24 protein-coding genes are annotated in these 26,927 nt (G+C 30.3%); 5 read left to right on the forward strand and 19 right to left on the reverse strand.

The genetic code is table 11. The features are described 5' to 3' along the window. Positions 1 to 365: 365 nt before the first annotated feature. Together CLOTH_RS08100 and CLOTH_RS08105 are read right to left on the reverse strand one after the other, a co-directional pair. Positions 366 to 1,319, reverse strand: a complete 954-nt coding sequence (locus CLOTH_RS08100; RefSeq protein ID WP_079412944.1) for an L-threonine 3-dehydrogenase — start codon at positions 1,317 to 1,319, stop codon at positions 366 to 368. A 127-nt stretch (positions 1,320 to 1,446) separates the two neighbouring features. After that, on the reverse strand, positions 1,447 to 3,042 hold the full coding sequence (locus CLOTH_RS08105) for a DEAD/DEAH box helicase (protein ID WP_079412946.1): 1,596 nt from the start codon (positions 3,040 to 3,042) through the stop codon (positions 1,447 to 1,449). Positions 3,043 to 3,311: 269 nt separating this feature from the next. On the opposite strand from CLOTH_RS08105, the gene pflB reads away from it, so the two are divergent. Next, on the forward strand, positions 3,312 to 5,540 hold the full coding sequence (gene pflB, locus CLOTH_RS08110) for a formate C-acetyltransferase (protein ID WP_079412948.1): 2,229 nt from the start codon (positions 3,312 to 3,314) through the stop codon (positions 5,538 to 5,540). A 60-nt stretch (positions 5,541 to 5,600) separates the two neighbouring features. Continuing rightward, on the forward strand, positions 5,601 to 6,344 hold the full coding sequence (gene pflA / locus CLOTH_RS08115; protein WP_079412950.1) for a pyruvate formate-lyase-activating protein: 744 nt from the start codon (positions 5,601 to 5,603) through the stop codon (positions 6,342 to 6,344). A gap of 16 nt (positions 6,345 to 6,360) precedes the next feature. Here pflA and CLOTH_RS08120 read toward each other — a convergent pair whose 3' ends face one another. The 4 genes from CLOTH_RS08120 to CLOTH_RS08135 all read right to left on the reverse strand — a co-directional run bounded on the left by CLOTH_RS08120 (position 6,361) and on the right by CLOTH_RS08135 (position 9,715). Continuing rightward, positions 6,361 to 6,705 (reverse strand): phage holin family protein, encoded by a 345-nt coding sequence (locus tag CLOTH_RS08120; protein WP_079412952.1) that lies wholly within the window; start codon positions 6,703 to 6,705, stop codon positions 6,361 to 6,363. Next, positions 6,705 to 7,880: a tRNA uracil 4-sulfurtransferase ThiI gene (gene thiI, locus CLOTH_RS08125; protein ID WP_079412954.1), complete on the reverse strand. Its 1,176-nt coding sequence runs from the start codon at positions 7,878 to 7,880 to the stop codon at positions 6,705 to 6,707. The genes CLOTH_RS08120 and thiI overlap by 1 nt, the downstream gene beginning before the upstream one ends. A gap of 4 nt (positions 7,881 to 7,884) precedes the next feature. Then, a complete protein-coding gene (locus CLOTH_RS08130; RefSeq protein WP_079412956.1) occupies positions 7,885 to 9,036 on the reverse strand; it encodes a cysteine desulfurase family protein in 1,152 nt (383 codons plus the stop codon). A 70-nt stretch (positions 9,037 to 9,106) separates the two neighbouring features. Continuing rightward, positions 9,107 to 9,715, reverse strand: a complete 609-nt coding sequence (locus tag CLOTH_RS08135; RefSeq protein WP_079412958.1) for a lactate utilization protein — start codon at positions 9,713 to 9,715, stop codon at positions 9,107 to 9,109. 315 nt (positions 9,716 to 10,030) lie between these two features. On the opposite strand from CLOTH_RS08135, the gene CLOTH_RS08140 reads away from it, so the two are divergent. Then, positions 10,031 to 11,017, forward strand: a complete 987-nt coding sequence (locus CLOTH_RS08140; RefSeq protein ID WP_079412960.1) for an asparaginase — start codon at positions 10,031 to 10,033, stop codon at positions 11,015 to 11,017. 108 nt (positions 11,018 to 11,125) lie between these two features. Further along, the gene (locus CLOTH_RS08145; protein ID WP_079412962.1) at positions 11,126 to 11,440 is read left to right on the forward strand and encodes a rhodanese-like domain-containing protein; all 315 of its coding nucleotides are present in this window, start codon (positions 11,126 to 11,128) and stop codon (positions 11,438 to 11,440) included. A 33-nt stretch (positions 11,441 to 11,473) separates the two neighbouring features. Here the strand turns inward: CLOTH_RS08145 and CLOTH_RS08150 are convergent, their stop codons facing one another. From CLOTH_RS08150 to CLOTH_RS08205, 12 genes are all read right to left on the reverse strand, one after another. Further along, entirely contained in the window at positions 11,474 to 12,706 is a 1,233-nt protein-coding gene (locus CLOTH_RS08150; protein ID WP_079412964.1) for an LL-diaminopimelate aminotransferase, read from the reverse strand. A 79-nt stretch (positions 12,707 to 12,785) separates the two neighbouring features. After that, positions 12,786 to 14,168, reverse strand: a complete 1,383-nt coding sequence (locus CLOTH_RS08155; protein WP_079412966.1) for an MATE family efflux transporter — start codon at positions 14,166 to 14,168, stop codon at positions 12,786 to 12,788. Between the two features lie 99 nt (positions 14,169 to 14,267). Then, positions 14,268 to 14,915, reverse strand: coding sequence for a peroxiredoxin (locus tag CLOTH_RS08160; protein ID WP_331722066.1), 648 nt, complete (start codon positions 14,913 to 14,915; stop codon positions 14,268 to 14,270). Between the two features lie 78 nt (positions 14,916 to 14,993). Then, positions 14,994 to 15,593, reverse strand: a complete 600-nt coding sequence (locus CLOTH_RS08165; RefSeq protein WP_158080494.1) for a TetR/AcrR family transcriptional regulator — start codon at positions 15,591 to 15,593, stop codon at positions 14,994 to 14,996. A gap of 28 nt (positions 15,594 to 15,621) precedes the next feature. Then, on the reverse strand, positions 15,622 to 16,344 hold the full coding sequence (locus tag CLOTH_RS08170) for an ABC transporter permease (RefSeq protein ID WP_079412972.1): 723 nt from the start codon (positions 16,342 to 16,344) through the stop codon (positions 15,622 to 15,624). Position 16,345: 1 nt separating this feature from the next. Continuing rightward, the gene (locus CLOTH_RS08175; protein WP_079412974.1) at positions 16,346 to 17,071 is read right to left on the reverse strand and encodes a fluoroquinolone export ABC transporter permease subunit; all 726 of its coding nucleotides are present in this window, start codon (positions 17,069 to 17,071) and stop codon (positions 16,346 to 16,348) included. Beyond that, on the reverse strand, positions 17,064 to 17,918 hold the full coding sequence (locus CLOTH_RS08180; protein WP_079412976.1) for an ABC transporter ATP-binding protein: 855 nt from the start codon (positions 17,916 to 17,918) through the stop codon (positions 17,064 to 17,066). The genes CLOTH_RS08175 and CLOTH_RS08180 overlap by 8 nt, the downstream gene beginning before the upstream one ends. Before the next feature lie 121 nt (positions 17,919 to 18,039). Then, on the reverse strand, positions 18,040 to 19,368 hold the full coding sequence (locus CLOTH_RS08185) for an FAD-dependent oxidoreductase (protein ID WP_079412978.1): 1,329 nt from the start codon (positions 19,366 to 19,368) through the stop codon (positions 18,040 to 18,042). A gap of 86 nt (positions 19,369 to 19,454) precedes the next feature. Beyond that, complete coding sequence (locus CLOTH_RS08190) at positions 19,455 to 21,704, reverse strand: ATP-dependent Clp protease ATP-binding subunit (protein WP_079412980.1); 2,250 nt, start codon at positions 21,702 to 21,704, stop codon at positions 19,455 to 19,457. Between the two features lie 117 nt (positions 21,705 to 21,821). Then, entirely contained in the window at positions 21,822 to 22,673 is an 852-nt protein-coding gene (gene speD / locus CLOTH_RS08195) for an adenosylmethionine decarboxylase (protein WP_169835137.1), read from the reverse strand. Between the two features lie 34 nt (positions 22,674 to 22,707). Then, a complete protein-coding gene (locus CLOTH_RS08200) occupies positions 22,708 to 24,717 on the reverse strand; it encodes an ATP-dependent helicase (protein ID WP_079412984.1) in 2,010 nt (669 codons plus the stop codon). A 54-nt stretch (positions 24,718 to 24,771) separates the two neighbouring features. Continuing rightward, entirely contained in the window at positions 24,772 to 25,146 is a 375-nt protein-coding gene (locus CLOTH_RS08205; RefSeq protein WP_143715450.1) for an NUDIX domain-containing protein, read from the reverse strand. A gap of 131 nt (positions 25,147 to 25,277) precedes the next feature. On the opposite strand from CLOTH_RS08205, the gene CLOTH_RS08210 reads away from it, so the two are divergent. Next, on the forward strand, positions 25,278 to 26,195 hold the full coding sequence (locus CLOTH_RS08210; RefSeq protein WP_079412988.1) for a ribonuclease H-like domain-containing protein: 918 nt from the start codon (positions 25,278 to 25,280) through the stop codon (positions 26,193 to 26,195). Positions 26,196 to 26,219: 24 nt separating this feature from the next. Here CLOTH_RS08210 and cuyB read toward each other — a convergent pair whose 3' ends face one another. Further along, positions 26,220 to 26,912 (reverse strand): cysteate racemase, encoded by a 693-nt coding sequence (cuyB, locus tag CLOTH_RS08215; protein ID WP_079412990.1) that lies wholly within the window; start codon positions 26,910 to 26,912, stop codon positions 26,220 to 26,222. Between the last annotated feature and the right edge of the window lie 15 nt (positions 26,913 to 26,927).

Here is a 26,927-nt window from a genome sequence, read left to right on the forward strand (position 1 = left end):
TTCTCAGTAAATGATCACTAGGCACAAGTTCATCAAGTGTAAATAAAACAAGTTGGTCTCTATTTATCATATCTTGCTTTCGCAACATAAAAATCACTCCAATATAAATATGTATTTTTAGAAAAATGTTTGAGCTTGCGAGTTTCAAAGTTCCTAGAATTTAGGATGTATGGAGATTTTAGAAATCTCAAGGTGAAATTTAAAGGCCGCTCATTCCATTAGAGGACGCATATTATATCTTTAATTTATATTTATATTTTACTACAAAAAGAAAGAAAGCTCTTTTTGAATTACAAAAAGGCTTTCTACAATATAATTTGTCAACAGTCTGAAAACCTTAGGGCTATAACCCTAAGGTTTTGTAACTATTTTCCTAATCTAGTTCTTAATTTTTCAAGCATATCTTTTGTCATAGAAGATAAATCATACTTAGGATTCCATCCCCATTCCTCTCTTGCAGCACTGTCATCTAATGAATTTGGCCAAGAGTTTGCAATTGATTGCCTTACACTATCAACGTTATAATCCATTTCAAAGTTAGGTATATGTTTTTTTATTTCTGCTGCTATTTGTTCCGGTTCAAAACTCATAGCAGTTATATTAAAGGCATTTCTATGTATAAGTTTAGATGGGTCAGCTTCTAATAGAGTTGATATAGCATTTAATGCATCTGGCATATACATCATATCCATATATGTTCCTTTATCTATATATGATGTATATCTTCCTTTTTGTATTGCATCATAATATATATGAACTGCATAATCTGTAGTTCCACCACCTGGTAAAGTTTGATATGAGATAAGTCCCGGGAAACGAACTCCCCTTGTGTCTACTCCATATTTTTTGAAGTAGTAATCGCAAAGTAATTCCCCTGCAACCTTTGTTACTCCATACATAGTAGTTGGCCTTTGAATTGTATCTTGAGGAGTATTATCTGCTGGAGTATCTGGACCAAATGCAGCTATTGAACTTGGAGTAAATAGAGAAAGCTTTCTTTCTTTTGATATTTCGAGCATATTAAAAAGCCCGTTCATATTTATATCCCAAGCCCTAGCTGGATTTTTTTCACCAACTGCAGATAATAGTGCTGCAAGATGAATAATTGTATCTACATTATATTTAGATACTACTTCAGATGTTTTTTTTCCATCTAGAACATCTACTATTTCAAAAGGACCTCCATATATAACACTTTCATCTCCATTTTTATGGATATCACTTGCAACTATATTGTCATCTCCGTAGATATTTCTTAAATGTATAACTAGTTCAGATCCTATCTGACCTAGTCCCCCTGTAACTAAAATTTTTCTCATAAATTTATCCCCCCCATATATAATATTTATTAATTTATAATTTTATTATTAAAGCTGAAGATTGTAAAATTATTTTTTTGAATATTGTGAATTTTTTTCATAAAAAAACACTCAAAATTTTGAGTGTTTATTTTCTATTTGCTGGTTCTATATTAATTTTATTACCTTTTATTTTATTGTTTTTCATTATATTTAGTACATCCTTTGCATGTTCTCTTGGAACTTCAACAAATGTATATTTATCGTATATGTCTATAGCTCCAATTAACTTTCCTGCAATTCCTGTTTCTCCTGCTATAGTTCCAACTATATCTCTTGCAGAAACCTTTTGCTTACGACCAACATTTATAAACAGTCTTACCATTCCAGGTTCAGCACCAGTATTTTCAAAATCATCTTCTATCTTCACTTCATCTTTTACAGAGTCTTCTCCCATAGAAAGCTTTAAAAGTGCAGCAGCTATATCTAAAGATGTATATTCTTCATCTAACAGTCTTTCAATCCAATTAACATATTTAGTTAGGTGACCTTCTTCTACTACATTTTTTACTTTTTCTAAGAATAAATTAGTCTTAATTTCTTCTACATCACTCATAGAAGGAATTTCATGTATCTTAACTTTAGTTTTAGTATACTTTTGTATATCTTTTAATTTATATATATCTCTTCCTACTATAAATGTGAAAGCTCTTCCTGTCTTTCCTGCTCTTCCTGTTCTTCCTATTCTATGAACATAATATTCTTCATCTTGTGGCATATCATAGTTAAATACAGCCTCTACATCATCTATGTCAAGACCTCTTGCTGCTACATCTGTAGCAACTAGTATTTCAACTGTTCCATTTCTGAACTTAGCCATAACATTATCTCTTTGACTTTGCTTCATATCTCCATGAAGCCCATCAGCAAAATACCCTCTTCCTTGAAGATCTCCTACTAATTCATCAACTCTCTTTTTAGTATTGCAAAATACAACTGATAACTTAGGATTATACATATCTATTAAACGAGATAATACTTCTGACTTTGACTTTTCTTTTACTTCAAGATAAAATTGCTCTATACTTGGGACAGTTAATTCTTTTCTTACAACTTTTATAAGCTCTGGATTTTTTTGATATCTTTTAGTAAGATCTAGGATAGCTTTAGGCATAGTAGCTGAGAAGAATGTTGTTTGCCTTTCAGTTGGGACTTTTTCTAATATAGTTTCTATGTCTTCTCTAAAGCCCATATCAAGCATTTCATCAGCTTCATCTAGTATTACCATTTTAACATTTTCCATTTTCAGGGTACGACGGTTCATATGATCCATAACACGACCTGGTGTACCTATTATAATTTGAATTCCTTTTTTTAGTGCTTTGATTTGGCGATCTATTGGTTGTCCACCATAGATAGGTAGGATTTTGATTGAATGCTTATATTTTGAAAGCTTTCTCAGTTCTTCTGACACTTGAATAGCAAGTTCTCTCGTAGGACATAATACTACAGCTTGAAGTGAGTTGTCTGTAGGATCTACCATTTCTAATATAGGTATTCCGAACGATGCTGTTTTTCCAGTTCCTGTTTGTGCTTGACCGATTACATCTCTTCCCTCTAATATATAAGGAATAGCTTGTGCTTGTATAGGAGATGGTTCTTCAAATCCCATGTCAGCAATAGCTCTTAAAATCTCCTGTGACAAATTTAAATCTTCAAATCTAATTTTTTGGTTGTTTTCCATAATTAAGTTTCACTTTCCTTTCATACGCTTATCTTTTCAATTATATATACATTTGTCGCATTTTGCAATCTTTTTATTTTTTTATTTCAAGATTATTTTCTCTATTTTAATGATATTTAATGCATAATTGTTTAATTTTTGGCATAGTTTGGACACTTATTAATTTTTTGTAACATTTTGAAATATTGTATACAATATGCGTAAATTTTGTGTTAATATATACATATAATATATTGTATACATAATTTCTTAAAGGAGGTAGTTAAATTATGAAAGCATGGGAAAACTTTAAGCTTGGAAAATGGACTAAAGAAATAGATGTTAGAGAGTTCATACTAAGCAACTATACAGAATATACTGGTGACGAATCTTTCCTTACTGGTCCTACAGAATCTACTAAAAAACTTTGGGAGAACGTTTCTTCTTTAATCAAAGAAGAAGTTCGCAAAGGTGGAACTCTTGATGCTGATACTAAAGTTATTTCTGATATAACTTCTCACGAACCTGGATATATAGAAAAGGAATTAGAAAAAATCGTAGGACTTCAAACTGAAGCACCTCTTAAAAGAGCTGTAATGCCTTACGGTGGAATTAGAATGGTTGAAGCTTCATGCGATGCTTATGGATATAAACTTGACCCTTCTGTTAGTGAAATATTTACAAAATACAGAAAAACTCATAACGAAGGTGTATTTGATGCTTATACTTCTGAGATGAGGGCTGCAAGAAATTCTGGTATAATAACTGGTTTACCTGATGCTTATGGTAGAGGTAGAATAATCGGGGATTATAGAAGAGTTGCTCTTTATGGAATAGATATGTTGATAGAAGATAAAAAGAATCAACACAAATCTTTAGAAGTAAATGTTATGGATGAAGATACTATAAGATTAAGAGAAGAGTTAGCTGACCAAATCAAATCTTTAAAACAATTACAAGAAATGGCTTTATCTTACGGATACGATATATCAAAACCTGCTACTAATGCAAAGGAAGCTATTCAGTGGACTTATTTTGCTTACCTAGCAGCTGTTAAAGAGCAAAATGGAGCTGCTATGAGTTTAGGTAGAGTATCTACTTTCCTTGATATATATATAGAAAGAGATTTAAAAAATGGAACTTTAACTGAAGAAGAAGCTCAAGAGCTTATGGATCACTTCGTTATGAAACTTAGAATGGTTAGATTCTTAAGAACTCCTGAGTACAATGAATTATTCTCTGGAGATCCTACTTGGATAACTGAGTGTATAGGTGGTATGACTTTAGATGGAAAATCTTTAGTTACTAAAAACTCATACAGAATACTTAACACTTTATACAACTTAGGTCCTGCACCAGAGCCAAACTTAACTGTTCTTTGGTCTGTTCATCTACCAGAAAACTTCAAAAAGTTCTGTGCTAAGGTTTCTATAGATACAAGTTCTATCCAGTATGAAAATGATGACTTAATGAAGCCTTACTGGGGAGATGACTATGGAATTGCTTGCTGTGTTTCTGCTATGAGACTTGGAAAGCAAATGCAATTCTTCGGAGCTAGATGTAACTTACCTAAAGCATTACTTTACGCTATAAATGGTGGTAAAGACGAAAAAACTAAGATGCAAGTTGCACCTAACTTCGCCCCTATAACTTCTGAATACTTAGAATATGATGAAGTTATGTCAAAATTCGATCAGTGTCTTGAGTGGCTTGCTAATCTTTACGTAAATACATTAAATGTTATCCACTATATGCATGATAAATACTGCTATGAAAAAATACAAATGGCACTACATGATAGAGATGTAGTTAGAACATTAGCTTGCGGTATAGCTGGTCTTTCAGTTTGTGCAGACTCTTTATCTGCTATAAAACATGCTAAAGTTAAAACTATAAGAGATGAAGATGGAATGGTTGTTGACTTTGAAATCGAGGGAGATTATCCTAAGTATGGAAACAATGACGATGTAGTAGATACTATAGCAACTGAATTAGTTGAATTATTCATGAACAAAATAAGAAAAAATAAAACTTACAGAAATGCTATACCTACTCAATCAGTACTTACTATAACTTCAAATGTAGTTTATGGTAAGAAAACAGGAAATACTCCTGATGGAAGAAAAGCTGGAGAGCCATTTGCACCAGGAGCTAACCCAATGCACGGTAGAGATACTAAAGGTTGCTTAGCTTCTATGTCTTCTGTTGCTAAACTTCCATACAAAGATTCTCAAGATGGTATATCTTACACATTTACAGTTGTACCTAGCTCTTTAGGTAAATCAATAGAAGAAAGAATAAACAATCTTACATCATTACTTGATGGATACTTTGTTCAAATGGGTCACCATATAAATGTTAATGTACTAGATAAAGAGACTTTACTAGACGCTATGGATCACCCAGAGCTTTATCCTCAACTTACAATACGTGTATCTGGATACGCTGTTAACTTTATAAAACTTACTAGAGAACAACAACTTGATGTAATAAATAGAACATTCCACGGAAAGATATAATTCAAAAATAAAGCCAAGGTAAATTTATCTTGGCTTTAAGATTCAAAGTGAGGTGGTATTATGGAAATTAAAGGAAGAATTCATTCAATAGAAACATTTGGAACTGTAGATGGACCTGGAATAAGATATATAACATTTCTGCAAGGATGCCCTTTAAGATGTAAATACTGTCATAATAGAGATACATGGGATCCGTCTGGCGGGAATGAGTATACCGTATCTTCTATTATAGATGATGTGAAGAAATATACTCCTTTTATGAAATATTCTGGTGGTGGCATAACTGTATCTGGTGGAGAACCTATGCTTCAGCCTGAATTTGTAAAAGAACTATTAATGAGAGCTAAAGCTAATGAAATTCATACAGCTATAGATACATCTGGGTTTGTAGATATAGATGTTATAGATCCTATTTTAGACTATACTGATCTTGTTCTTTTAGATATTAAGCATATGGATAGAGATTCTTGTAAAGAGCTTACTGGTGTATATAATGATAAGACTTTAAACTTAGCTAAACACCTTTGTAATAGAAAAATCCCTGTATGGATAAGATATGTGCTAGTTCCGGGCATTACAGACGATGAGGGTGATTTAGAAAACCTTGCAAAATTTATATCTACTCTTAACAATGTTGAAAATATTGAAATACTTCCTTACCACACTTCTGGATCATTCAAATGGGAAGAACTTGGTTATCAGTACCCTCTTGAAGGTGTTCCTGATGCTACTGATGAAGATGTGTCAAAAGCATCTAAAGTGTTTGAAAAGTACGGATTAAAAGTAAAAAGGAAAGCGGCTTAAAGCCACTTTCCTTTTTTTACTTTATATCAAACAAACTACTAAGTATCATATTTACTATACTTAATACTATAGATGCAACTATAGCACCTAGTAGTCCATAAATTACAAAACCTTCAACTAATGCTGATGCAAGATAAAGCATAAAACCATTTATTATAAATGTGAATAAACCTAATGTCATAAAGTTAATAGGAATAGTAAACATCACTATTATAGGCTTTATAAGTGTGTTTATAATTCCTAAGATCGCTGCTGCTACTAAAGTTGTTGAAAAGTCTGATACGTGCACATACCCTAATAGCTTAGCCGTAAGGTATATACTCAAAGCTGAAATAAGCCATCTCAAAATGAATTTTCTCACTAAAATTCAATCCTTTCAACTTCTATATTATCAATAGCATCTTTAATTAATTCATCTACATTGAGCTTTGATTCTGAACTCAATATTTTTTCTATTTTAGGTCTTATAACAGGGTTCTTAGGTAAGAATACTGTACAACAATCTTCTTCAGGAATTATTGATGTTTCAAATGTTCCTATCTTCTGAGCTAATGATACTATTTCCGTCTTGTCCATAGCTATACACGGTCTAAATACCGGAATATCTACTGCAGAATTAGTAACATGAAGACTTTGAAGAGTTTGCGATGCTACCTGCCCTATACTTTCGCCAGTTATTAATGCATTACAGTTTCTATTCAGTGCAACTTCCTGAGCTATCTTCATCATAAATCTTCTTGATAATATTGTCATTTCTTCTTCAGGACAATTTTGATTTATAGTTTTTTGTATAGGAAGTAGATTTACTGAATGCATAGTAAACTTTCCACAATATTTAGATAGTATCCTAGCTAAGTCTTTTACTTTTTCTTTAGATCTTTCACTAGTAAATGGATAACTGTGAAAATGTATAGCTTCTATCTCAACTCCCCTCTTTGCTACAAGCCATGCAGCTACGGGGCTATCTATTCCTCCTGAAAGTAAAATCATAGCCTTTCCGTTAGTTCCTATAGGAAGACCTCCATATCCTTCTATCTTATCTACATAGCATATAGCATTTTCTTCTCTCATCTCTGCATATACCACGAAATCTGGATTATGAATGTCTACCTTTAAACTATCTCCTAAGTTAGATAATAAATATCCTCCTATATCCTGACTCATCTCTGGAGACTTAAGTTTGAATTTTTTATCTGCTCTTTTTGACTCAACTTTAAACGTGCTTACATTTTCAAATTCTAACTTCTCTTTTGTAAGTTTTAGACAAACATCTTTTAGTTTATCATAATCTGGCTCTAGTTTCACGGCAGGGCTTAGTGATACTATACCAAATACCTTTCTTACCTCTTGTATTACAGCTTCATAATCATAGTCTTCTATATCTATATATATTCTTGCTTGATCCTTATATACTTTCAATTTTCCAATTTCTTTTAGATTATTCTTTATATTTCTTATAAGTCTATTTTCAAATACATATCTATTTTTTCCTTTTACACCTATTTCTCCGTATCTTGCAATAACTACATTATACAAACTATCACCTCTTATTTATTATTTTTCTAAGATCATATATTCTTTTCTTTAGTATATCTACAGCTAATTTTATTTCTTGCTCTGTATTTGTATGTGACAAGCTAAATCTTATAGCACCTTCTATTTCTTCTGGTTTTAATCCCATAGCTATAAGTACGTGGCTTCCCTTCTTCTTAGATGAGCAAGCAGATCCTGTTGAAACATATATATTATCTTCTTCTAGATAGTGAAGAAGTATTTCTCCTTTTATGCCCTTAAATGATACATTTAGGATATGACAAACTCCATCTTGTGGACTATTTAGTTTAATATCATTAATATTATCACTTATTTCTTTTAATAATAAAGATTTCATATTATTAATTTTTTCTATGTTTTCTTTTAGGTTTGAACTTGTAATTCTGACAGCCTCACCAAGTCCTAATATTCCTGGAACATTCTCTGTGCCAGATCTAAAGTCATACTCTTGTCCACCACCTGTTAAAAATGGCTTTATTTTCGTCTTTTCCTTTATGTATATAAACCCTACTCCTTTAGGACCATGTATTTTATGACCACTTACAGATAATAAATCCACGTTATATCTAGAAGGTTTAAAGTCAATCTTTCCGAATGATTGAACTGCATCTATATGAAAATAAATTTTTCTTTTAAATTTATTTAGATAGTTGCCTATTTTATCTACTGGCTGAATACTACCTACTTCATTGTTTACATGCATAATACTTACGAGTATAGTATTTTCATTTATAGCATTTTTAAATTCTTCAAAATCTATGACCCCATTTTTATCAACATTTAAATATGTAACTTCATACCCTTCTTTTTCTAAATCCTTGAATGTATTTAGGACAGATGGATGCTCTATATTTGTGGTTATTATGTGGTTTCCACTTCTCCTATTTGCATACGCAATTCCTCTTATAATTATATTGTTAGCTTCTGTTCCTCCAGATGTAAATACTATTTCTTTCTCATTTACACCTAAAACTTTAGCTATTTCTTTTCTTACATTTCTTATTTCCTTTTCGACAATTACTCCTCTTCTATGAACCGAAGATGGATTTCCGTATTGCTCTGTTAGTGCATAAACAACTTTATCTACAACTTCTTTATACGGCTTAGTAGTTGCACTGTTGTCTAAATATATTTCCATTTTGCATCACCCACTGAAAAAATTATTAAAGCCAAATAACATATTATATTATTTGGCTTTATATGTAAAGTTAATACCCTATTTCTTCATTTAGTATATATACTTTAAAGTCTATAAGTGGAGGTGCTGTTTCTATTATACTTGTAACCATGCACATTCTCTCACTACTTTTGCAATCCGTACACTTTTCTACTTTTGAACAAGGGACTTCTCTACCCAATCTTTTTGCATTTTTAGGACATGCAACCTCCTTTATTCTTTTCATTGCATCTTCATAATCTTTACATATTTTATTTACACCACATATTATTCTGACTTTCTTAGGTCCAAAGAACATAGCTGCAACTCTATTTCCTACTCCATCTATATTTATTATTTTTCCATCTTCAGTTATTGCATTACTACTAGTTAGATATATATCTGAAAACAATGCTTTTCTAAGTACATCCAGTTTTTGTTCATTAGGTACTTTCCAGTGCCATAAAACATTATTACCTCTTTCTATTAGTTTATCATACAGTCCTAGTTCTTCGACAGTCATAGATCCACCTATTGCAACTAATTCATCATTTTTTATTTCTTCCATTATTTCGCTCATTAAATCTTCTCTGCTTTCAAATAATTTTGAGTTTATATTCCTCTTTGAAAAAGCATCTATAACCTTTAATATTCTTTCCATAGACTTTACCTCCTTTAATCATGTACACTTTATATTATATTAGATTTTGTAGTAATATAAAAATTTATTTTTGTTCAAATGTAAAAAATACCTATTGCAAAATTTGTCGCATTTTGTTATACTATGTTTAGTGGTTATCCCCCTGGTAACCTCAATGAAATCTCTATTCCCAATACCCCTTTTGAACGGATTTCACGCATATGATTATGCGTAGCCTGCCATATGTGGCAGGTTTTTTTTTATCTTTTTTCTTTATAATACATGAAATGTCATATATAATATAATTATGACTTATTATATCTAAGGGAGGTATTTATGAAAAAGAAAGTAGCAATAATATTCACTGGTGGTACTATATCTATGACAGTAGATCCTAGACTTGGAGCTGCTATACCTACTCTTTCAGGTGAACAGATAATGTCTATGGTGACAAATATAGATAAACTTGCAGATATAGAAATCATCAATTTTGATGAGATTCCTGGCCCACACATGACTCCTGAAAAAATGCTAGATTTAAAAAAATTAATAGATACTTTAATATTAAGAGATGATATTGATGGAATAGTTATAACTCATGGAACTGATAGCCTTGAGGAAACCGCTTTCTTCTTAGAATTAAGCTTATATACGGATAAACCAATAGTTGTAACAGGGGCAATGAGAAGTAGTTCAGAACTTGGATACGATGGCCCTAGCAACTTAGCTGCAGCTGTTTGTACTGTTATATCAGATAAGGCAAAATGTAAAGGTGTTTTGGTTGTTCTTAATAATGAAGTAAATGCAGCTTCAGAAGTTACAAAGACTGATACTTTAAGATTGAATACATTCAAATCTGTATCTTATGGTCCTTTAGGAATAGTTGATAATGATGAACTTATACTTCATAGAGACATACTTTCTAGACAGCACATCCATACTAATAAAATAGAGCCTAATGTAGATTTAATAAAAACTGGTGTTGGAATGGATTCTAAGTTTATAAAATTCTCTATTGACTCTGGTGCTAAAGGAATTGTAATAGAGGCTATGGGAAGAGGAAATATTCCTCCTAAAATGTTAGATGGAATAAAATATGCAAAAGAAAAAAATATACCTATTGTAATAGCTTCTAGATGCCATTCAGGACGTGTTCTAGACACGTATGGTTATGAAGGTGCAGGAAGAAACTTAGTTGAGCTTGGCTGTATTCTCGGAAATGACCTTCCTGGACAAAAAGCTAGAATAAAATTAATGCTTGCACTAGGCAAAACTAACAATATCGAAGAAATTAGAAGTATATTTGAGGATGGAGTATACTAAAGAAAATACCCCTTAGCAGTGGTTGCTAGGGGGTATATATTGACTTAGTAACATTTATATTATAAAATCATAATATATAAATAAATAATTTCTTAGGAGGTATTATCCATGTTTAACATTGGTTCTAAGCTTGAAAATATATCTGTAGATGAAATAGATAAAGAGATTCAAAATGGTGCTATTCTTATAGATATAAGAAATGAAGAAGCATATAGTGAAGGGCATATCAAAGGAGCTATAAATATACCTATAAAGCTTCTCCCTTTTAAAATGAATGAGCTTGATAAAAGTAAAACTATACTTGTAGTATGCTATGTTGGTGGAAGCAGTGTTGTTGCTTGTAAAGCTTTAAGTAAAGCAGGATTTAAGGTAAAGAATGTTACTGGTGGAATGAAAGCTTGGAGAGGCAATTTGTCAAAATAATTTATAATGAGGGGATATTCCCTCATTATAAATTTAAAACACTAATTCTAATTTTAATAGCCTTTCTTTTACTTCATCTACTATTTTCTTTTCTTCTTCATAATCTTTAGCTTCAAATGTTACACTAAACCTTAAGAAAGCTCCTGCATCATCCCATGGAACTGTAGAAATAAATGCATTTTCAAGTATATATGAAGAAGCATCTTCTGCATTTGTGAATATTTTTCCACATTTTGTTCCTTTAGGTATCGGAGCATAGCAATAGAAAGTTGCTTTTGGCTTTGTAACATCAAATCCTACTTCCCTTAGTGCACAAACTAGTAAGTCGTGTCTTCTTGAGTATCTTTCGCAGTTGTTATGTGTTATATCTACATTATTTAGTGCACATATACCAGCCTTTTGTATTGCTATAAATTGACCTGAATCTATTGTAGATTTTACATCTGCATATAAATCTATAAATCTTTTGTTTCCTACAATAAATGCAAGCCTCCATCCTGTCATATTGAATGCCTTAGATAATGAATAAACTTCAGCTCCTACTTCTTTTGCACCGTCTACAGAAAGAAAACTTAAGGGCTTATAATCATCAAATGTTAGTGCACTATACGATGCGTCAGAAATTACAAATATATCATTTCTTTTTGCAAAATCTATAACTTCCTCATAAAACTCACGTGTTGCAACTTGACCTGTTGGGTTATTAGGGTAATTTATATACAAAAGCTTAGCTCTTTTTAGTATGTCATCGGGTATATTCGAAAAGTCTGGATAGTAGTTATTCTCTTTATACAAAGGTAAGTTATATACTTCTCCACCTAAGTATCTTGTGTGGTTTGCTATTACAGGATATCCTGGAACCGTTGTTAGTATGACATCTCCACTATTAATAAAACAAAGAGGAATCATTGCTAAAATTGGCTTTGATCCTATTCCGTGCATTATTTCATTATTAGGATCAACATTACATATTCCATATACTCTCTTTAAATATTTAGCTGCAGCATCCTTGAATTCCTGTATTCCATTGTCAGCATACCATCTATTTTCAATTTTTCCAGCCTCATTACAAAGAACATCGACAACTTTTGAATCTGCTTGTATATCAGGCTCTCCTACTCCTAAATCTATAATCTTTGCATCTGGATATTTCAATTTTAGCTCAGCCTTTGCACTTTTTATCTTCATAAATTTGTAGCTTTTCTTTGAAGGGTCGAAATTCTTTCCTCCTAGTCTATTTGCAATTTTTTCTCCAACAAAATCCATGTTCCCCCCCCTTTACACTTTTATACACTACTATATATTATTCATTATGTTAACTATTTGTTCGAACAGAAAAAGAGATTTAACACGTGTTAAATCTCTTTTTAAATGTTCCCATATTTATACCGTAGTTCTTATTTAGGAAAATAATAAACCAGCTTGTTAACACAATTCCTTTAAACACACTGCTCATACTGATGCTCCACCATACACCGTTTAATCCTAATACATTCTCTGATGATAAAATAAGTGCTGCTGGAACACGAAGCCCTGTAAAAACTATTCCAACAATAGATGGTGGTATTGTTTTTCCTAGTCCATTAAATGCTCCTGCTGTTGTTATCTCTATACACATAAAAAGCTGAGATAGTCCTAGTATCTTTAGATATACTATTCCATAACTTAGAGCTTCTTGCTCTGAAATAAATATAGAAAAAACACTTCTTGCTCCAAATATCAAAAGTGCAGTTGCAAATAGTCCTATGACACTTACTATACTCAAGGCTACGAAATATCCTTTATAAATTCTATCCCATTTCTTAGCTCCATAGTTTTGACCTACAAATGTACTTAAAGCTGTAGAAAATCCTCCTGCACTCATCCAAGAAATAGCTTCTATTTGAGACCCTACCTTTTGTACTGCTATAGGAACAGGACCCCAGTTAGATATTATCCTAGCTATAAACATTGCAAATACAGTAAATAATCCACTTTGAAGTGCCACTGGTAATCCAACCTTTATTATACCTTTTATTCTATCATTCTCTGGCTTTTTTAATATGTTAAAACCTTCAAACAAAACCATTTTCCCTCTTATCTTATACACAAATACCATAAAAACGATAAACTGTGCAGTTATTGTTGCAAGTGCTGCTCCCCTTACTCCTAAACTCGGAATTGGACCTAATCCAAATATCAATACAGGATCTAATATCATATTTACACATAGACCTATAGCATTAATCATAAATGGAGTTTTACTGTTTCCATATCCATTAAAAATACCAGTCAAAACTGGATTTATAAAATGAAAAACCATTCCACTTGCAATTATAGTTAGATATTCAACAGACATATTTGCAACTTCTATGTCTCCCATATTAAAAAAGCTTATAAGGTATTTTCTAAAAATTATGATAAAAGTACTGTAGATAAGTGCTAATGATATATTGAGCTGAATACCACTTCGTGCATAAGATTTTGCAGATTCTAAGTCTTCTTTTCCTATACTCTGTGCTACCCCTATTTCAGCTCCTATTTTAGAAATCATTATAAGGGCCATAGAAAACCATACAAAAAATCCAGCAGCACCTACAGCTGCAACATGTCTACTTCCCATTTTCCCTATCCATATCATATCAGTCATGTTATATGCCATCTGAAGAAATGATGTTCCCATTATAGGAAGTGCTAATTTTATAAGTGCTTTAAAAATACTTCCTTCTGTTAGCTTATTAGTTGACATTTTACCCCCCCTGCCCTCTCGATTAATCAAATACATTATATTATACATAAAATAAAAGCTTATTGTAAATGGCAAAAAATTAGGACTTTTTCCAAAGTCCTAACTTCTATCTATATTTTTTTTAAAGCATAGATACCAATCTATACAATGTAAATCTCCTGGACATGTTTCTCTTTCTATCAATCCTTCGTACGTTTGTGGTGGAGGCACAACTACTGGTTGACCTGGCACCCAGTTAGCTGGGGTTACTACCTTTTTCTCATCTGTTGTTTGTATTGCATATAATAGTCTAAGAATTTCTGGTATATTTCTTCCATTAGTTAGTGGATAAGCTAAAATAGCTCTAATTATTTGCTTATCATCTATTATAAATACACTTCTAACTGTTTCTGTTGCACTAACACTTTCTGATATCATTCCGTAAAGTCTAGATATAGATCCATCTCTATCTGCTATTATCGGGAAAGGTATCTGAATTCCTGTGTTCTTATATATATTATGAACCCACGCTAGATGAGAAGGGTTGCTATCTATACTAAGTCCTATTATCTCTGTATTCCTTTGTTTAAAAGCATTATAGCACTGTGTAAAGGCAATGAATTCCGTTGTACAAACAGGTGTAAAATCCCCTGGGTGTGAGAATAATACTACCCATTTACCTTTATAATCTGAAAGTTTCATAGGCCCAAATGTAGTTTTTGCAGAAAAATCTGGAGCTTTCATTCCTATTTTTAGACACTGACTCACAATATCACCTCACTCAAAATATTCATACCTTCTTAATATATGGTATGAATATTTTGAGTGTTGGTTACATTGATGTATTTATCTTGAGAGTCCATTTTTCATAAACTTTATCAAATTATTTATAACTTCCTCATAATCATTCATTTTACTTACACTTGTTATATTAGTTATGTTTGTAAATAAATAAGAAACTATACTTTTTATAAATTCCTTTGGCAAATCCTCCCTAAATTCACCTTTGCTGTACGCATTTTCAATAAGAGCATTCATATAATCATCATTTTGAAAATTGTACTTTTCAAATACTTTCTTATATATTTCATTTTCTTTTTCCTTAATGAAACTTTCCGAGAACTTGCTTATACTAGGACTTTTGTTTGCGAACTTCATTCCAGCCTTTGTTAACTCTTCAAATATTGTAAAGATATCTTTAGAAAAAACATCATAACTTACATTGTTCTTAAGAAACTCTTTTTTCTCATCTATTAATATACCTATTAAATATATATATAGTGCCTCTTTATTTTTAAAGTGGTAATAAAAAGTGCCTTTGCTTATTCCTGCTTGTTTCAGGATATTATTTAAAGAGGCATTTTCGTATCCTCTTTCACTAAATTCATTAATAGCTGCATCTATCAATTCGCTTTTTTTCTCGAAAGTTTTTTCTTTTTCTTGCAAAATACCACCTCTTTATAATTTCATTTGTTTACATCTTAGTTCTTTGTAAGAAAAGTCTGTATGACACAAAATTTAGGATTAGGACATATAAAAGCCCTATAAAGTAGTACTGATTGTAGCTTAAAAGTAATATACTCTCTCCCTTTATTATGCTGCTTATTGCCTTGGCAGGATAAAAGCTTGGAACAAAAGAAAAGAATAGTTCTCTTTTATCTATAAAGAATAATGATATTATAGGAAATATTATAACACTTCCTGCCCCTTTCATTGCAGCAAATCCTTCTATCTTATTCTTAGATAAACAATTTATAAAAAGCCCTGTCATAGGAGCTGATAGGGAAGCTAGGAATGCAATAGATATTATTTGTATATTATTGAAACTTCCTATATTTGAAAAATACATTACGTAACTACATGCTATAAAAGATAAAATAAGCACTATAGCTAATCTAAAAGATAGAAACTGATGAATATTAAGTGGTGTAACTCTTATAGATGTCAAAATATTATCATCTCTATCATCTAAAATTGAAAATCCTATCAAAGCTCCATAAATTTGAGGGGTAAGTAGTGTTAGAATAACTACTATTAAATCCGCATAAACATCTATGTCAAATCCGCTACTTTCTGCAATCCAAGGAAGAAAATATCTACCTATCAATCCAAATATGATTGGATAAAACATCATAAATCCCATCAAAGGATCCCTCATATATTTTTTGAATTCACTTTTTATGAAATTTGCATACATATTAAACCCCACTTTCCTTTACAGCAAATTGATCAAACTTATTCAGGACTATAACATATAAACTTATAGACAATATAATTAAATATAAGCTACATAGAATTATTTCAATATTTTCTATTCCTCCTGTAGAGGCCTTGAGTAAAACCATAGATGCTTTAGTTGGTACAATATATAAAGCTTTTTCTATAATTTCACCTTTAATTAGTCCTACTTCTTGTAAAAGTACTGGAAGCATACATACAAAAGAATACTTTATCATTCCAACCAACAGTTCAGTAAAGTCTTTAGAGTAATAAGTTAATATAAATCCTATTAAAGAATGTAAAAAAGCGATTAGCATAACTGTAAAAATTAAACCTACAATATTGATATTTATTTCCTTAAATAACTTAGAATATATATACAAAATAACCAATGTTATAATATTAGAAAAAACATTAGCAAAAGTCTTAGCAAGTATATATTCAACTTTACTTATAGGAGAAACTAATAAGCTCTTTATTACACCTTCTTGTTTTTCAAAGAACATAGTAACTCCAATCATCAATATACTCATAGAAGTTGCATCTAAATAAATAAGTAATGGAAATATTTTACTTACATCATTTATTTTAGTAAAGTGAAGAACTGCTATCCACATCAATGAAACAAAAAAGCTTGCAGTAAGAATATTATATCTTTTCATTCTTTCAAGTTCACCGTTGAACAATACTACTAAATTATTCATTTTTCTCAACTCCTGTTACTTTTATGAATATATCATCAAGAGTGGTTTCTTTACTGTGTATAGTTACTATTTCTTTGGTTTTAATAATACTCATAAATTTTTCATTTCCTCCTAGATTATCAAGCTTAAAAGATTCTTTTATTACATTATTATCACTTATATATTCTATATCAACCTTCCTCTGTCCGTACTTTAATTTAAGATTCTTAGGAGTGTCTATTTCTGCTATTTGGCCATCTGCCATAAATGCTACTCTATCACAAAGCTCATCAACATCATTCATTAGATGTGTAGTTAGTATAACAGTACCCCCATTTTGTCTAAATTCTTTTATAATATCTTTCACTATTCTTGCATTTTTAGGATCAAGCCCATTTGTTGGTTCATCTAAAAATAGTATCTTAGGATTATTTATAAGGGCTCTAACAAAATTTAATCTAGCTTTCATTCCTTTTGAATATTCATTAACTCTTTTGTCTTTATCCTCGTGAAGCCCAACCCTTTTTAAAAGTTCATTTGTATCTTTATTAGATTTGTATAGCTTCTTGAAAAAATTCAAATTCTCATCCGCTGTAAGTTTTGAAAAGTGAACAGGCATTTCAAATCCTACTCCTATTTCTTCATAAAAGTCTTTACCATAAAACTTTAAATCTTTGCCTTTATATATAACACTTCCATCGTATTTATCTAATAGCTTAGTTAGTATCTTCTGTGTCGTACTTTTTCCAACACCACTTGGACCTAAAAGTCCAAATATTTCTCCTTGCTCAATTTCAAAGTTGATTCCTTTTATCGTATTTTCTTTGTTCTTTGGATACCTAAATGTCAAATTCTCTACTCTAAACATTTCGTTCCCTCCTTATTTTATAGACTATGTAGTCTAGACCGTTAAGTCTATATTATGTCATGTTTAATTTTATGTCAATAAATAAATTTGTATGCAAAAAAAAGAAGACCTGTAAGGTCTTCTAGTTTGCACTTAACCCAGCTAAATTTAGCAAGTTCCAAGGTTTGTTGTAATGTGGCTGAAAGAAAAAATCAACAAATGCAAGCTCGTCTATAGTCATATTGTTTTGTATACAAACTGATATAGTATTTATCGACTGAGTTAAATCAACTTTTGATATTATTTGTGCTCCTACAATTCTTCTTGAGTCTTTTTCGTATACTACTTTTAGTTTTGCTTCATCATAAGTTGGCATAAATTCTGGTCGATAATTATCAGTTACAATTACTGATTCTACATCCATTCCAAACTCATTAGCATAGCTTTCTGTAATTCCTGTTGATGCTATATTGTAATCATAAATTTTAATTCCTGATGTTCCTTGAGTTCCCATATATTTAGTAGTAGGTTCTACTAAATTTCTAGCTACCAAGGTTCCCATTCTAACAGCATTTGTAGCTAGTGGAATATACTCATGAGTTTTTGTAGGATTGTATATAACACTACAGCAATCTCCAGCTGCATATACATCATCTTTGCTAGTTCTCATATACTCATCTACTATAATAGCTCCATTTGATAGCATTTCAACTTTATTTTTAAATAGGTTTGTACTAGGTCTAAACCCTATACAAAGTATAACAAGGTCTGCATTATGCTCTCCTTTGTCAGTTATAACCTTCATAACTTTTCCATCTTTTCCTTCAAACTTAGTTACAGTTTCTCCTAAAGCTAATTTTATGCCCTTATTTTTTAATTCATCTTCAGCCATATCTGTATATTCTTTATCTAGATATTTACTTAATATTCTATCTTGAGTATCTATTAGTGTAACATTTTTTCCGTTCATTTCAAATGCCTCTACAAGCTCAACTCCTATATACCCAGCTCCCACTACAACTACATTTGTAGCATCCTTTGACTTTTCTATTATTTCATTAGAATGGTAGTAGTTTTTAGATAGAAGTATATTCTTCAAATCTACTCCTTCTATATTAGGAACTATAGGCCATGAACCTGTCGTTATAATAAGCTTATCAAATGTGTCCTCAATTTCTTCATTTGTTTTCAAATTCTTAGCTTTGATTTTCTTGTTATCTATATCTACATCTATTACCTCATGAGACATTTTTGTATTTACTCCTATACTCTTGAGATGCTCTGGAGATGAATAAAAAAGTTCTTTAGGATCTTTAACTATTCCTCCTACATAAAGTGCAATTCCACACGAAAGAAATGATATAGTATCATTTCTTTCATATACAGTTATTTGAGAATCTGGGTATAATCTATTTATATTCAATATTGAAGCAGTACCAGCGTGTGTACAGCCTATAACAGCTATTTTCATATATATTGCCTCCTTGAGAGTTTAAATTATTCATATATATAATACCCAAGTTAGATTTGTTTAAACACCAAGGAAGCTATAACAGGCTAGAACACCACAACTTTTCCTTCTTTAATAGTTACATTTATAGTATCACCTTTTTTAAATTTGCTTTGTAGATATTTTTCTGCTATTTCATCTTCTATATACTTTTGTATAGTTCTTCTTAAAGGTCTTGCACCATACTTTTCGTCATACCCTTTTTCTAGTATAAAGTCTTTTACTTCTTCTGAAACTTCTATATTCATATCTTTTTCTTTTACTTCATCTTCAACTTCTTTCAACATAAGATCTATAATTTTTCTTAGTTCTTCTTTGCTTAGACTTGTAAATACTATTATTTCGTCTACTCTATTTAAAAATTCTGGCCTAAATATTTCTTTTAGTGCATTTTTTGCTTTATTTTCTAAAGCTTCATATGCATCTTTTGCAAATCCTATATTATTAGATCTCAGACTACTTCCTGCGTTTGATGTCATTATAATAACTGTATTTTCAAAGCTAACAGTTCTTCCATGAGAGTCTGTCAATCTTCCATCTTCAAGTACTTGAAGTAGCATATTAAATACATCTGGATGAGCTTTTTCTATTTCATCTAATAAAATAACAGAATATGGCTTTCTTCTTACCTTTTCCGTAAGCTGTCCTCCCTCATCGTATCCTACATATCCTGGAGGTGATCCTATTAGTTTTGAAACCGTATGCTTTTCCATATACTCAGACATATCTATAGAAATCATTGCTTCTTCACTTCCAAACAGTTCTCGTGCTAACGTTCTAACAAGCTCTGTTTTTCCTACACCCGTAGGGCCTACAAATATAAATGAAGACGGCTTTTTCTTTTTTCTAAATCCAGATCGATTACGTCTTATAGCCTTTGATATACTTTCAATTGCTTTGTGCTGACCTATTACATGCTTATGTAAACTTTCTTCTAGGTTTAAAAGCTTTCTTGCTTCTTCTTGTGTTATCTTTTGCATAGGAATTTTTGTCCATGACTCAATTACAAAAGCAACATCCTCTACTGTAACATGTGTTTGATTAGCTTTTTCACCTATGGATTTAATTCTTTCACTTATTTCACATTCTTTCATTTTGTATGTAGCGGCTCTTTCATAGTCATTATCAATTGCAGCTTGCTCTCTTTTCTCATTTATATCTTTTAGTTCTTCTTTCAGTTTTTCTAATTCTAAAAGATCGTGATTATTTAAATTAACCTTTGATCCTGCTTCATCTATTATATCTATTGCTTTATCTGGCAAGTATCTATCTGTTATGTACCTTTCAGATAATTTAACTGCTGCTTCTATAACTTCATCTGATATCTTAACCTTATGAAAATCTTCATAGTAACTTCTTATACCTTTAAGTATCTCTATAGATTCTTCTATTGTAGGTTCATCAACTATAACTGGTTGGAATCTCCTTTCAAGTGCTGCATCTTTCTCTATATGTTTTCTGTATTCTTCAAGGGTTGTGGCTCCAATTATTTGTATTTCTCCTCTTGCAAGAGCAGGCTTTAATATATTAGCTGCATTCATAACTCCTCCATGAACTTCTCCTGCTCCCATTATATTATGTACTTCATCAATTACTAAGATAATATTGCCATGCTCTTGAGCTTCTTTTATTATAGATTTCATTCTTCCTTCGAATTGACCTCTAAATTGAGTACCTGCAACAATTGCAGTTAAGTCTAAAAGATAGATTTGTGCATTAAATAACTTAGAAGGCACCTGCTTTTCTACTATTCTAACAGCTAATCCTTCAGCAATAGCTGTCTTTCCAACACCCGGCTCTCCTATTAATATAGGATTATTTTTACTTCTTCTATTTAAAATTTGTATTACTCTGTCTATTTCTTTATCTCTTCCAATAATTTTATCTATTTGATTACTTCTAGCTTTATCTATTAAATTTGTTCCATAAGTTTCTAGATACTTAGTGCTTTTCTTCTTATTTTCATTGATTTCTGGTTTTTGTTTAGTGTCTGATATACTTTCTTTTTCTTCACTATATAAACTTTTAAAATTGTTAAGTATATTATTTAGAACGCTATCATTTTCAGTATTATCATCATCGAAATCTTCATCTTCAAAAGCTGCGTTCATATCTTTAGCCAGATTTTCTATATCTTCTTCATTCATACCTGTTTGTCCTAGAATTTGATCCATTATTGGAAGTCCTAGTTTTTTTGCACATTCTATGCATATTCCTCTCATCTGTGTTTTTCCATTTTCAATTTTTGATACAAATGCAATTGCTACATTCTTATTGCAAACAGAACATTTTTTCATATTAATCATCTCCGTTTATACACCAAAAATTATAATTTTTTATAAAATTTATTAATATTATAACATATAGAAAAAACCTCTTTAACAGAATTTAACTCTTCTAAAGAGGTTATTTTTTTATACATTTGGGATATCCATACCATAAAATATCTCAGTCATTTCCTTATTTAACATCTTTATTATACTTTCCTTTTGTAATTCACTAAGATCTTCCTCTTTTATTTCAAATAAATAGTTATTTAAGTTTATATCTTTGACCCTCATCTTTGTATGAAATACATTTGATTGATATATATTCATATCTATTAGATGGTACCTATTAATAGTTTCTTTGCTTATATAGTTTTGGATTGAATTAATTTCATGGTCTATGAAATGTTTTCTTCCATCTACATCTCTAGTAAATCCCCTTACTCTATAATCTATGGTTATTATATCTGAATCAAAACTGTCTATTAAGTAGTTAAGTGCTTTTATAGGAGATATGGTTCCACAAGTGGATACATCTATATCAACTCTAAACGTACTTATATTATTTTGTGGATGACTTTCTGGATATGTGTGAACAGTTATATGACTTTTGTCTAAATGTCCTACTATATTTTCTCTACTCGGAGATATTATTCCTCTATTACAAGAAGTATCTAGCACATATAAAGGAACTTCCTCCTCTGATATTAAAATTGTTACACTAGCTCCCTGTGGATCATAATCCTGCTTTGCAATATTAAGTACACTAGCTCCTATACTTTCTGTTACATCTGTCAAAATTTTCGTCAGTCTTTCTGCATTATATTGCTCGTCTATATATTCTATATATTTCTTTCTGTCTTCTTCACTTTCTGTATAGCAAATATCGTATATATTAAAGCTCAATGATTTAGTTAAATTATTAAACCCATAAAGTTTTAGCTTATTTTCTTTTATGTTAGTCAATGTAATTCCCCATTTCTTTTTAAAGTTATACATTACTAGATATTATTATATCCATATATATACATTGTTATAACTTTTGAAGAATATTATATTTTAAACACGTTTCATAATCTAATGTCTTTATTTCATATTTAAATTTAACTTCTATAATATTACCTTTTTTACTTATAACTTTACCATCTTTAAAAATCTTATGGTATACATTATCACCTTGTTTTATTGAGTTCAGTTCATCATATGTTACACTACTAACTTCTTCTATAAATCTAGACATATACGCTCTTTTTCCATATCTATTTCTTATATAGGATATATATAACTTTTCCATAGCTCTAGTCATAGCTACATAAAAAAGTCTTCTTTCTTCTTCTATAAGTTCTTCATCTTCAAACGATTTTTCATGTGGCATAACCCCTTCTATAGCTCCAATTATAAATACATTTTTAAATTCAAGACCTTTAGAACTGTGTATCGTAGTTAAAACAACACTATCACTATCTTCATTACTTTTGCTTGTAATTTCATCTTTCACTTTTTCTATATGAGTTAGATATTCATTTATAGTTTGAAAGCTTGCTCCTGAGCTTTCTATTTCATTTAATATGTCAAATAATCCTGTACTTTTTATTTTTCTCTGCGAGCAATAATCAAGTATATGTCTATCGTATTCTAAAGTAGTTCTTATATAAGATATAGCTTCCTTAGGAGGCAAACAACTAATATAGTTAATATCTATTTCAAGGTCTTCTATAGTTTTTATCTGCCATGGTAATAATTTACTTTTTATACAATTTATAAAGTCATTACTCTTAAGTGCAAAGTTTATATTATCCTTAGATATATATCTAAAAGGCTTGTTTATTATCCTAGCAAATTCATCTTTTAATTTTATATCTATACACAGTTTTAAGTAAGCTATTATATCTTTAGCTACCCAGTGGTCGTATAAGGTTATCATTGAGTCTTTGACAACAAAAGGTATATTCATATCCATAAATACATCTATTACAGCTCTTGCTTGCATATTTGTTCTATATATTATTGCTATATCTGAATAATATAGATTTTTGTTATCTACTATACTGTTTATTATCTTTCCTATTTTTCTTCCCTCTTCTTCTGAGTCATTTGATGATATATATTCTATATTCTCATTGCTTTTTTTTAGTCCTTTTATTACTTTTTCATATCTTTTGCTATTATTTGAAATTAGCTTATTCGATCCGTCTATTATTTTATCAGTACTTCTATAATTTATATCTAATATTATTTTGTTTACTGGTGAAAAATACTTTTCAAACTGTAAGAGAAAATCAGGCCTAGCTCCTCTAAATCCATATATAGACTGATCTTCATCTCCAACTACAAATATATTTTGTGTATATTTCACTATAAGTTTCAAAACCTCAAACTGTACTTTATTTACGTCTTGAAATTCATCTATCAGTACATATTTGTATTTGTTTGCAACTATACTCAGCACATCATCATTATCTTTTAAGAGGTTGTAAGTATGTATTAGCATATCATCAAAATCTATCTTCTTCATATCTATTTTATATTTTCTATACATATCATAAATTCTAGTAAATTCATCATTAGAAACTAAGCTAGACTCAAATTCATTTACATTCATAAGTTCATTTGTAACAAATGATATTTCATTTATTATAGATGATATAAACTCGTCATCTTCATAGTTTTCTATGTGACATGTCTTTAGTATGTTCTTAAATATATATCTTTTATTTTTTTCGTCTAAAATATTTTCCATGGTATAGTTTCTAAAATTTCTAAGAATGTTAAAAAATATAGAATGGAATGTTCCAAAATTAACTCTACTTGCTCCTGATGATAGTCTTATAGTTCTATCCTTCATTTCAAGTGCAGAAGATTTAGTAAAACTTATGGCTAATATATTTTGTGGATTTATATTATTCTCTATTAAATTTACTATTCTATGTGTTATAACTCTAGTCTTTCCAGACCCGGGTCCTGCTAATACTATACATGGCCCTTTTATATGATCTACAGCTTGCTTTTGTTTATCATTTAAATTCTCGTATGTAAATTTCATGTATATCACCTAGTCTTAGATTTAGTAATATTTATATAATATCACAAAATCTTTTTAAGTTATTAATCTTTCCTTTCTCTTTAAATGAGCCTTTATCGCATTCTTTGTATAATATACCAAATCCATATCTAATGCTTTTTCAGGTTCTACCCATATATAATCTTCATGTTCATAACTTAGATTAACTTTCCCCTTTATGTACTTTGCTTCATAAATTAAGCTTACATATTGTCTTTTATCCATTTCAAAAGCACTATCCACTGAAGCTATATCAAATATATCTACATCAAGTCCTGTTTCTTCTAGAACTTCTCTTTTTAGACATTCTATAGGATTTTCTCTAAACTCTAATTTTCCACCTGGCAAATCCCATTTATGTGATGCAAATGCACTATTTGATCTTTTTATTAATAAAACCTTGTTTTCCATAAATATTAATGTCTTTATTAGGATAATAAACACTTAGTCCACCTCGTTTTACATATGATATAATCATATTCATGCTAATATTATAATACATAGTAAATCATATATTCATGTATTTTATTTAGGAGGTTTTTATGGAGATTATAACTAATACACTAGATGAACTAATAGATATTCCTGAGGGGTTTTGTGTGTTTGATATAGAAACAACAGGCCTTAGTCCAAAGTATAGCTATGTTATACTTATAGGCGTTTTGTATATCAAAAATAACAAAACTGTGATTCAGCAATTTTTTGCTCATGACCCCTCGTTTGAAAAGGAGATACTTTTTTATTTCAAGGAACTTTTTAAAACTTTTAAAGGACATATTAGTTTCAACGGTACCACATTTGATATACCATTTCTAAATGAAAGATTTTCTCATAATAAGCTAGATTATTGTATAGATAAAAAAAATGATGTAGATATCTTAAGATTAGTTAAGCCTCATAAGGAAAAACTTGGACTTATTGATTGTAAGCTTAAAACTGTAGAGAAACTATTAAACATAGATAGAAAGGATACTATATCTGGAAAAGAAAGTGTAGAGCTTTATAAAAAATTCGTATTAAGTAAAGATTCAAGTCTTAAGGATAAAATACTTCTTCACAATTATGAAGATATATATTATCTAGGTAAGCTTTTTAAAATCAAGGAACTTATAGATTCTAAAGAGGAATTTATTGATTGTCTTATATTTAAAGAACATTTTAAATTAAGACTTAACTCTTTTAAATTAAGAAAAAATACTCTTTCCTTAGAATATAGGCTGAATAAAAAGCTTCCACTTAATGTAGAGCTTTATAATGACAATTATACCTTGTATGGATGTGAAGATACTCTTACCATAAACTTAAATGTAAAGAAAGGAAAAGATATAAATGAGGTTCCTGTAGTTTTTTTTAATATAGAGAATATTATTCCATTGAAATTTGATAAACGCTTCCTTGAAGACAACATTAGAAGTTTAGGAAAATACATCATAAATTCTGAGTTTAATCATAAAAAGTAGGCACCTTTTAAGATGCCTACTTTTTTATAGTTTAACTAAAGTTTGTGCAATTATTTCCATGGGATCTATTATTGGTATATCTAAATGTTCTTGTTTTAGTACTAGCCCTATTTCTGTACAGCCCGAAATTAAAAGTTCAGCTCCATTTTGCACTAGTTTCGTAGCTGCTTCTTTAAGAAGCATAAGTGGTTTTTCTCCAAGATTTCCACTTTTTATACCATATTCTCCATAAATAGCTTGCATAACCTTCTCTTCTTGATCTTTATTATCAGGATAAATAATATTAATATTATCTAAATACTTTTCAAATAGTCCCGTTTTAACAGTACCTGATGTGGCTAGAACACCTACAGTGTTAACTCTAGGATAATTAGCTAAAATATACTTATTAACTTCCTCAAATGCATTTATTATAGGATAGGACACACTTTCCTGAATACTTTCTATAAAATAATGGGAAGTCATACAAGGTATACACCCTACATCTACACCTATAAGTTCAAGGTTTTTAGCAGTCTTTACTATATCATCTACTGGACTTTTACCATTATATAAAATGGCTTGAGTGCGGTCTGGAATTTTTGGATTACTATCAATTATAACTCTAAAATGATCTTGATCAGCCTTAGTTTTTGTAGCTTTTATAATTTTCATATAAAGGTTAGCTGTCGCTTCTGGCCCCATGCCACCTATGATACCTATAACTTTATCGTTCATAATTGTACCTCTTTT

Source organism: Alkalithermobacter paradoxus, from assembly GCA_002029295.1.
Lineage (GTDB): Bacteria > Bacillota > Clostridia > Peptostreptococcales > Peptostreptococcaceae > Alkalithermobacter > Alkalithermobacter paradoxus.

What these genes read in the sequence shown, in the direction of transcription:
- CLOTH_RS08100 (WP_079412944.1), bottom strand. Translation starts at nt 1,319, where the DNA reads ATGAGAAAAATTTTAGTTACAGGGGGACTAGGTCAGATAGGATCTGAA.
- CLOTH_RS08105 (WP_079412946.1), bottom strand. Translation starts at nt 3,042, where the DNA reads ATGGAAAACAACCAAAAAATTAGATTTGAAGATTTAAATTTGTCACAG.
- pflB (WP_079412948.1), top strand. Translation starts at nt 3,312, where the DNA reads ATGAAAGCATGGGAAAACTTTAAGCTTGGAAAATGGACTAAAGAAATA.
- pflA (WP_079412950.1), top strand. Translation starts at nt 5,601, where the DNA reads ATGGAAATTAAAGGAAGAATTCATTCAATAGAAACATTTGGAACTGTA.
- CLOTH_RS08130 (WP_079412956.1), bottom strand. Translation starts at nt 9,036, where the DNA reads ATGGAAATATATTTAGACAACAGTGCAACTACTAAGCCGTATAAAGAA.
- CLOTH_RS08135 (WP_079412958.1), bottom strand. Translation starts at nt 9,715, where the DNA reads ATGGAAAGAATATTAAAGGTTATAGATGCTTTTTCAAAGAGGAATATA.
- CLOTH_RS08140 (WP_079412960.1), top strand. Translation starts at nt 10,031, where the DNA reads ATGAAAAAGAAAGTAGCAATAATATTCACTGGTGGTACTATATCTATG.
- CLOTH_RS08145 (WP_079412962.1), top strand. Translation starts at nt 11,126, where the DNA reads ATGTTTAACATTGGTTCTAAGCTTGAAAATATATCTGTAGATGAAATA.
- CLOTH_RS08150 (WP_079412964.1), bottom strand. Translation starts at nt 12,706, where the DNA reads ATGGATTTTGTTGGAGAAAAAATTGCAAATAGACTAGGAGGAAAGAAT.
- CLOTH_RS08155 (WP_079412966.1), bottom strand. Translation starts at nt 14,168, where the DNA reads ATGTCAACTAATAAGCTAACAGAAGGAAGTATTTTTAAAGCACTTATA.
- CLOTH_RS08170 (WP_079412972.1), bottom strand. Translation starts at nt 16,344, where the DNA reads ATGTATGCAAATTTCATAAAAAGTGAATTCAAAAAATATATGAGGGAT.
- CLOTH_RS08175 (WP_079412974.1), bottom strand. Translation starts at nt 17,071, where the DNA reads ATGAATAATTTAGTAGTATTGTTCAACGGTGAACTTGAAAGAATGAAA.
- CLOTH_RS08180 (WP_079412976.1), bottom strand. Translation starts at nt 17,918, where the DNA reads ATGTTTAGAGTAGAGAATTTGACATTTAGGTATCCAAAGAACAAAGAA.
- CLOTH_RS08185 (WP_079412978.1), bottom strand. Translation starts at nt 19,368, where the DNA reads ATGAAAATAGCTGTTATAGGCTGTACACACGCTGGTACTGCTTCAATA.
- CLOTH_RS08190 (WP_079412980.1), bottom strand. Translation starts at nt 21,704, where the DNA reads ATGAAAAAATGTTCTGTTTGCAATAAGAATGTAGCAATTGCATTTGTA.
- speD (WP_169835137.1), bottom strand. Translation starts at nt 22,673, where the DNA reads ATGTATAACTTTAAAAAGAAATGGGGAATTACATTGACTAACATAAAA.
- CLOTH_RS08200 (WP_079412984.1), bottom strand. Translation starts at nt 24,717, where the DNA reads ATGAAATTTACATACGAGAATTTAAATGATAAACAAAAGCAAGCTGTA.
- CLOTH_RS08205 (WP_143715450.1), bottom strand. Translation starts at nt 25,146, where the DNA reads ATGGAAAACAAGGTTTTATTAATAAAAAGATCAAATAGTGCATTTGCA.
- CLOTH_RS08210 (WP_079412988.1), top strand. Translation starts at nt 25,278, where the DNA reads ATGGAGATTATAACTAATACACTAGATGAACTAATAGATATTCCTGAG.
- cuyB (WP_079412990.1), bottom strand. Translation starts at nt 26,912, where the DNA reads ATGAACGATAAAGTTATAGGTATCATAGGTGGCATGGGGCCAGAAGCG.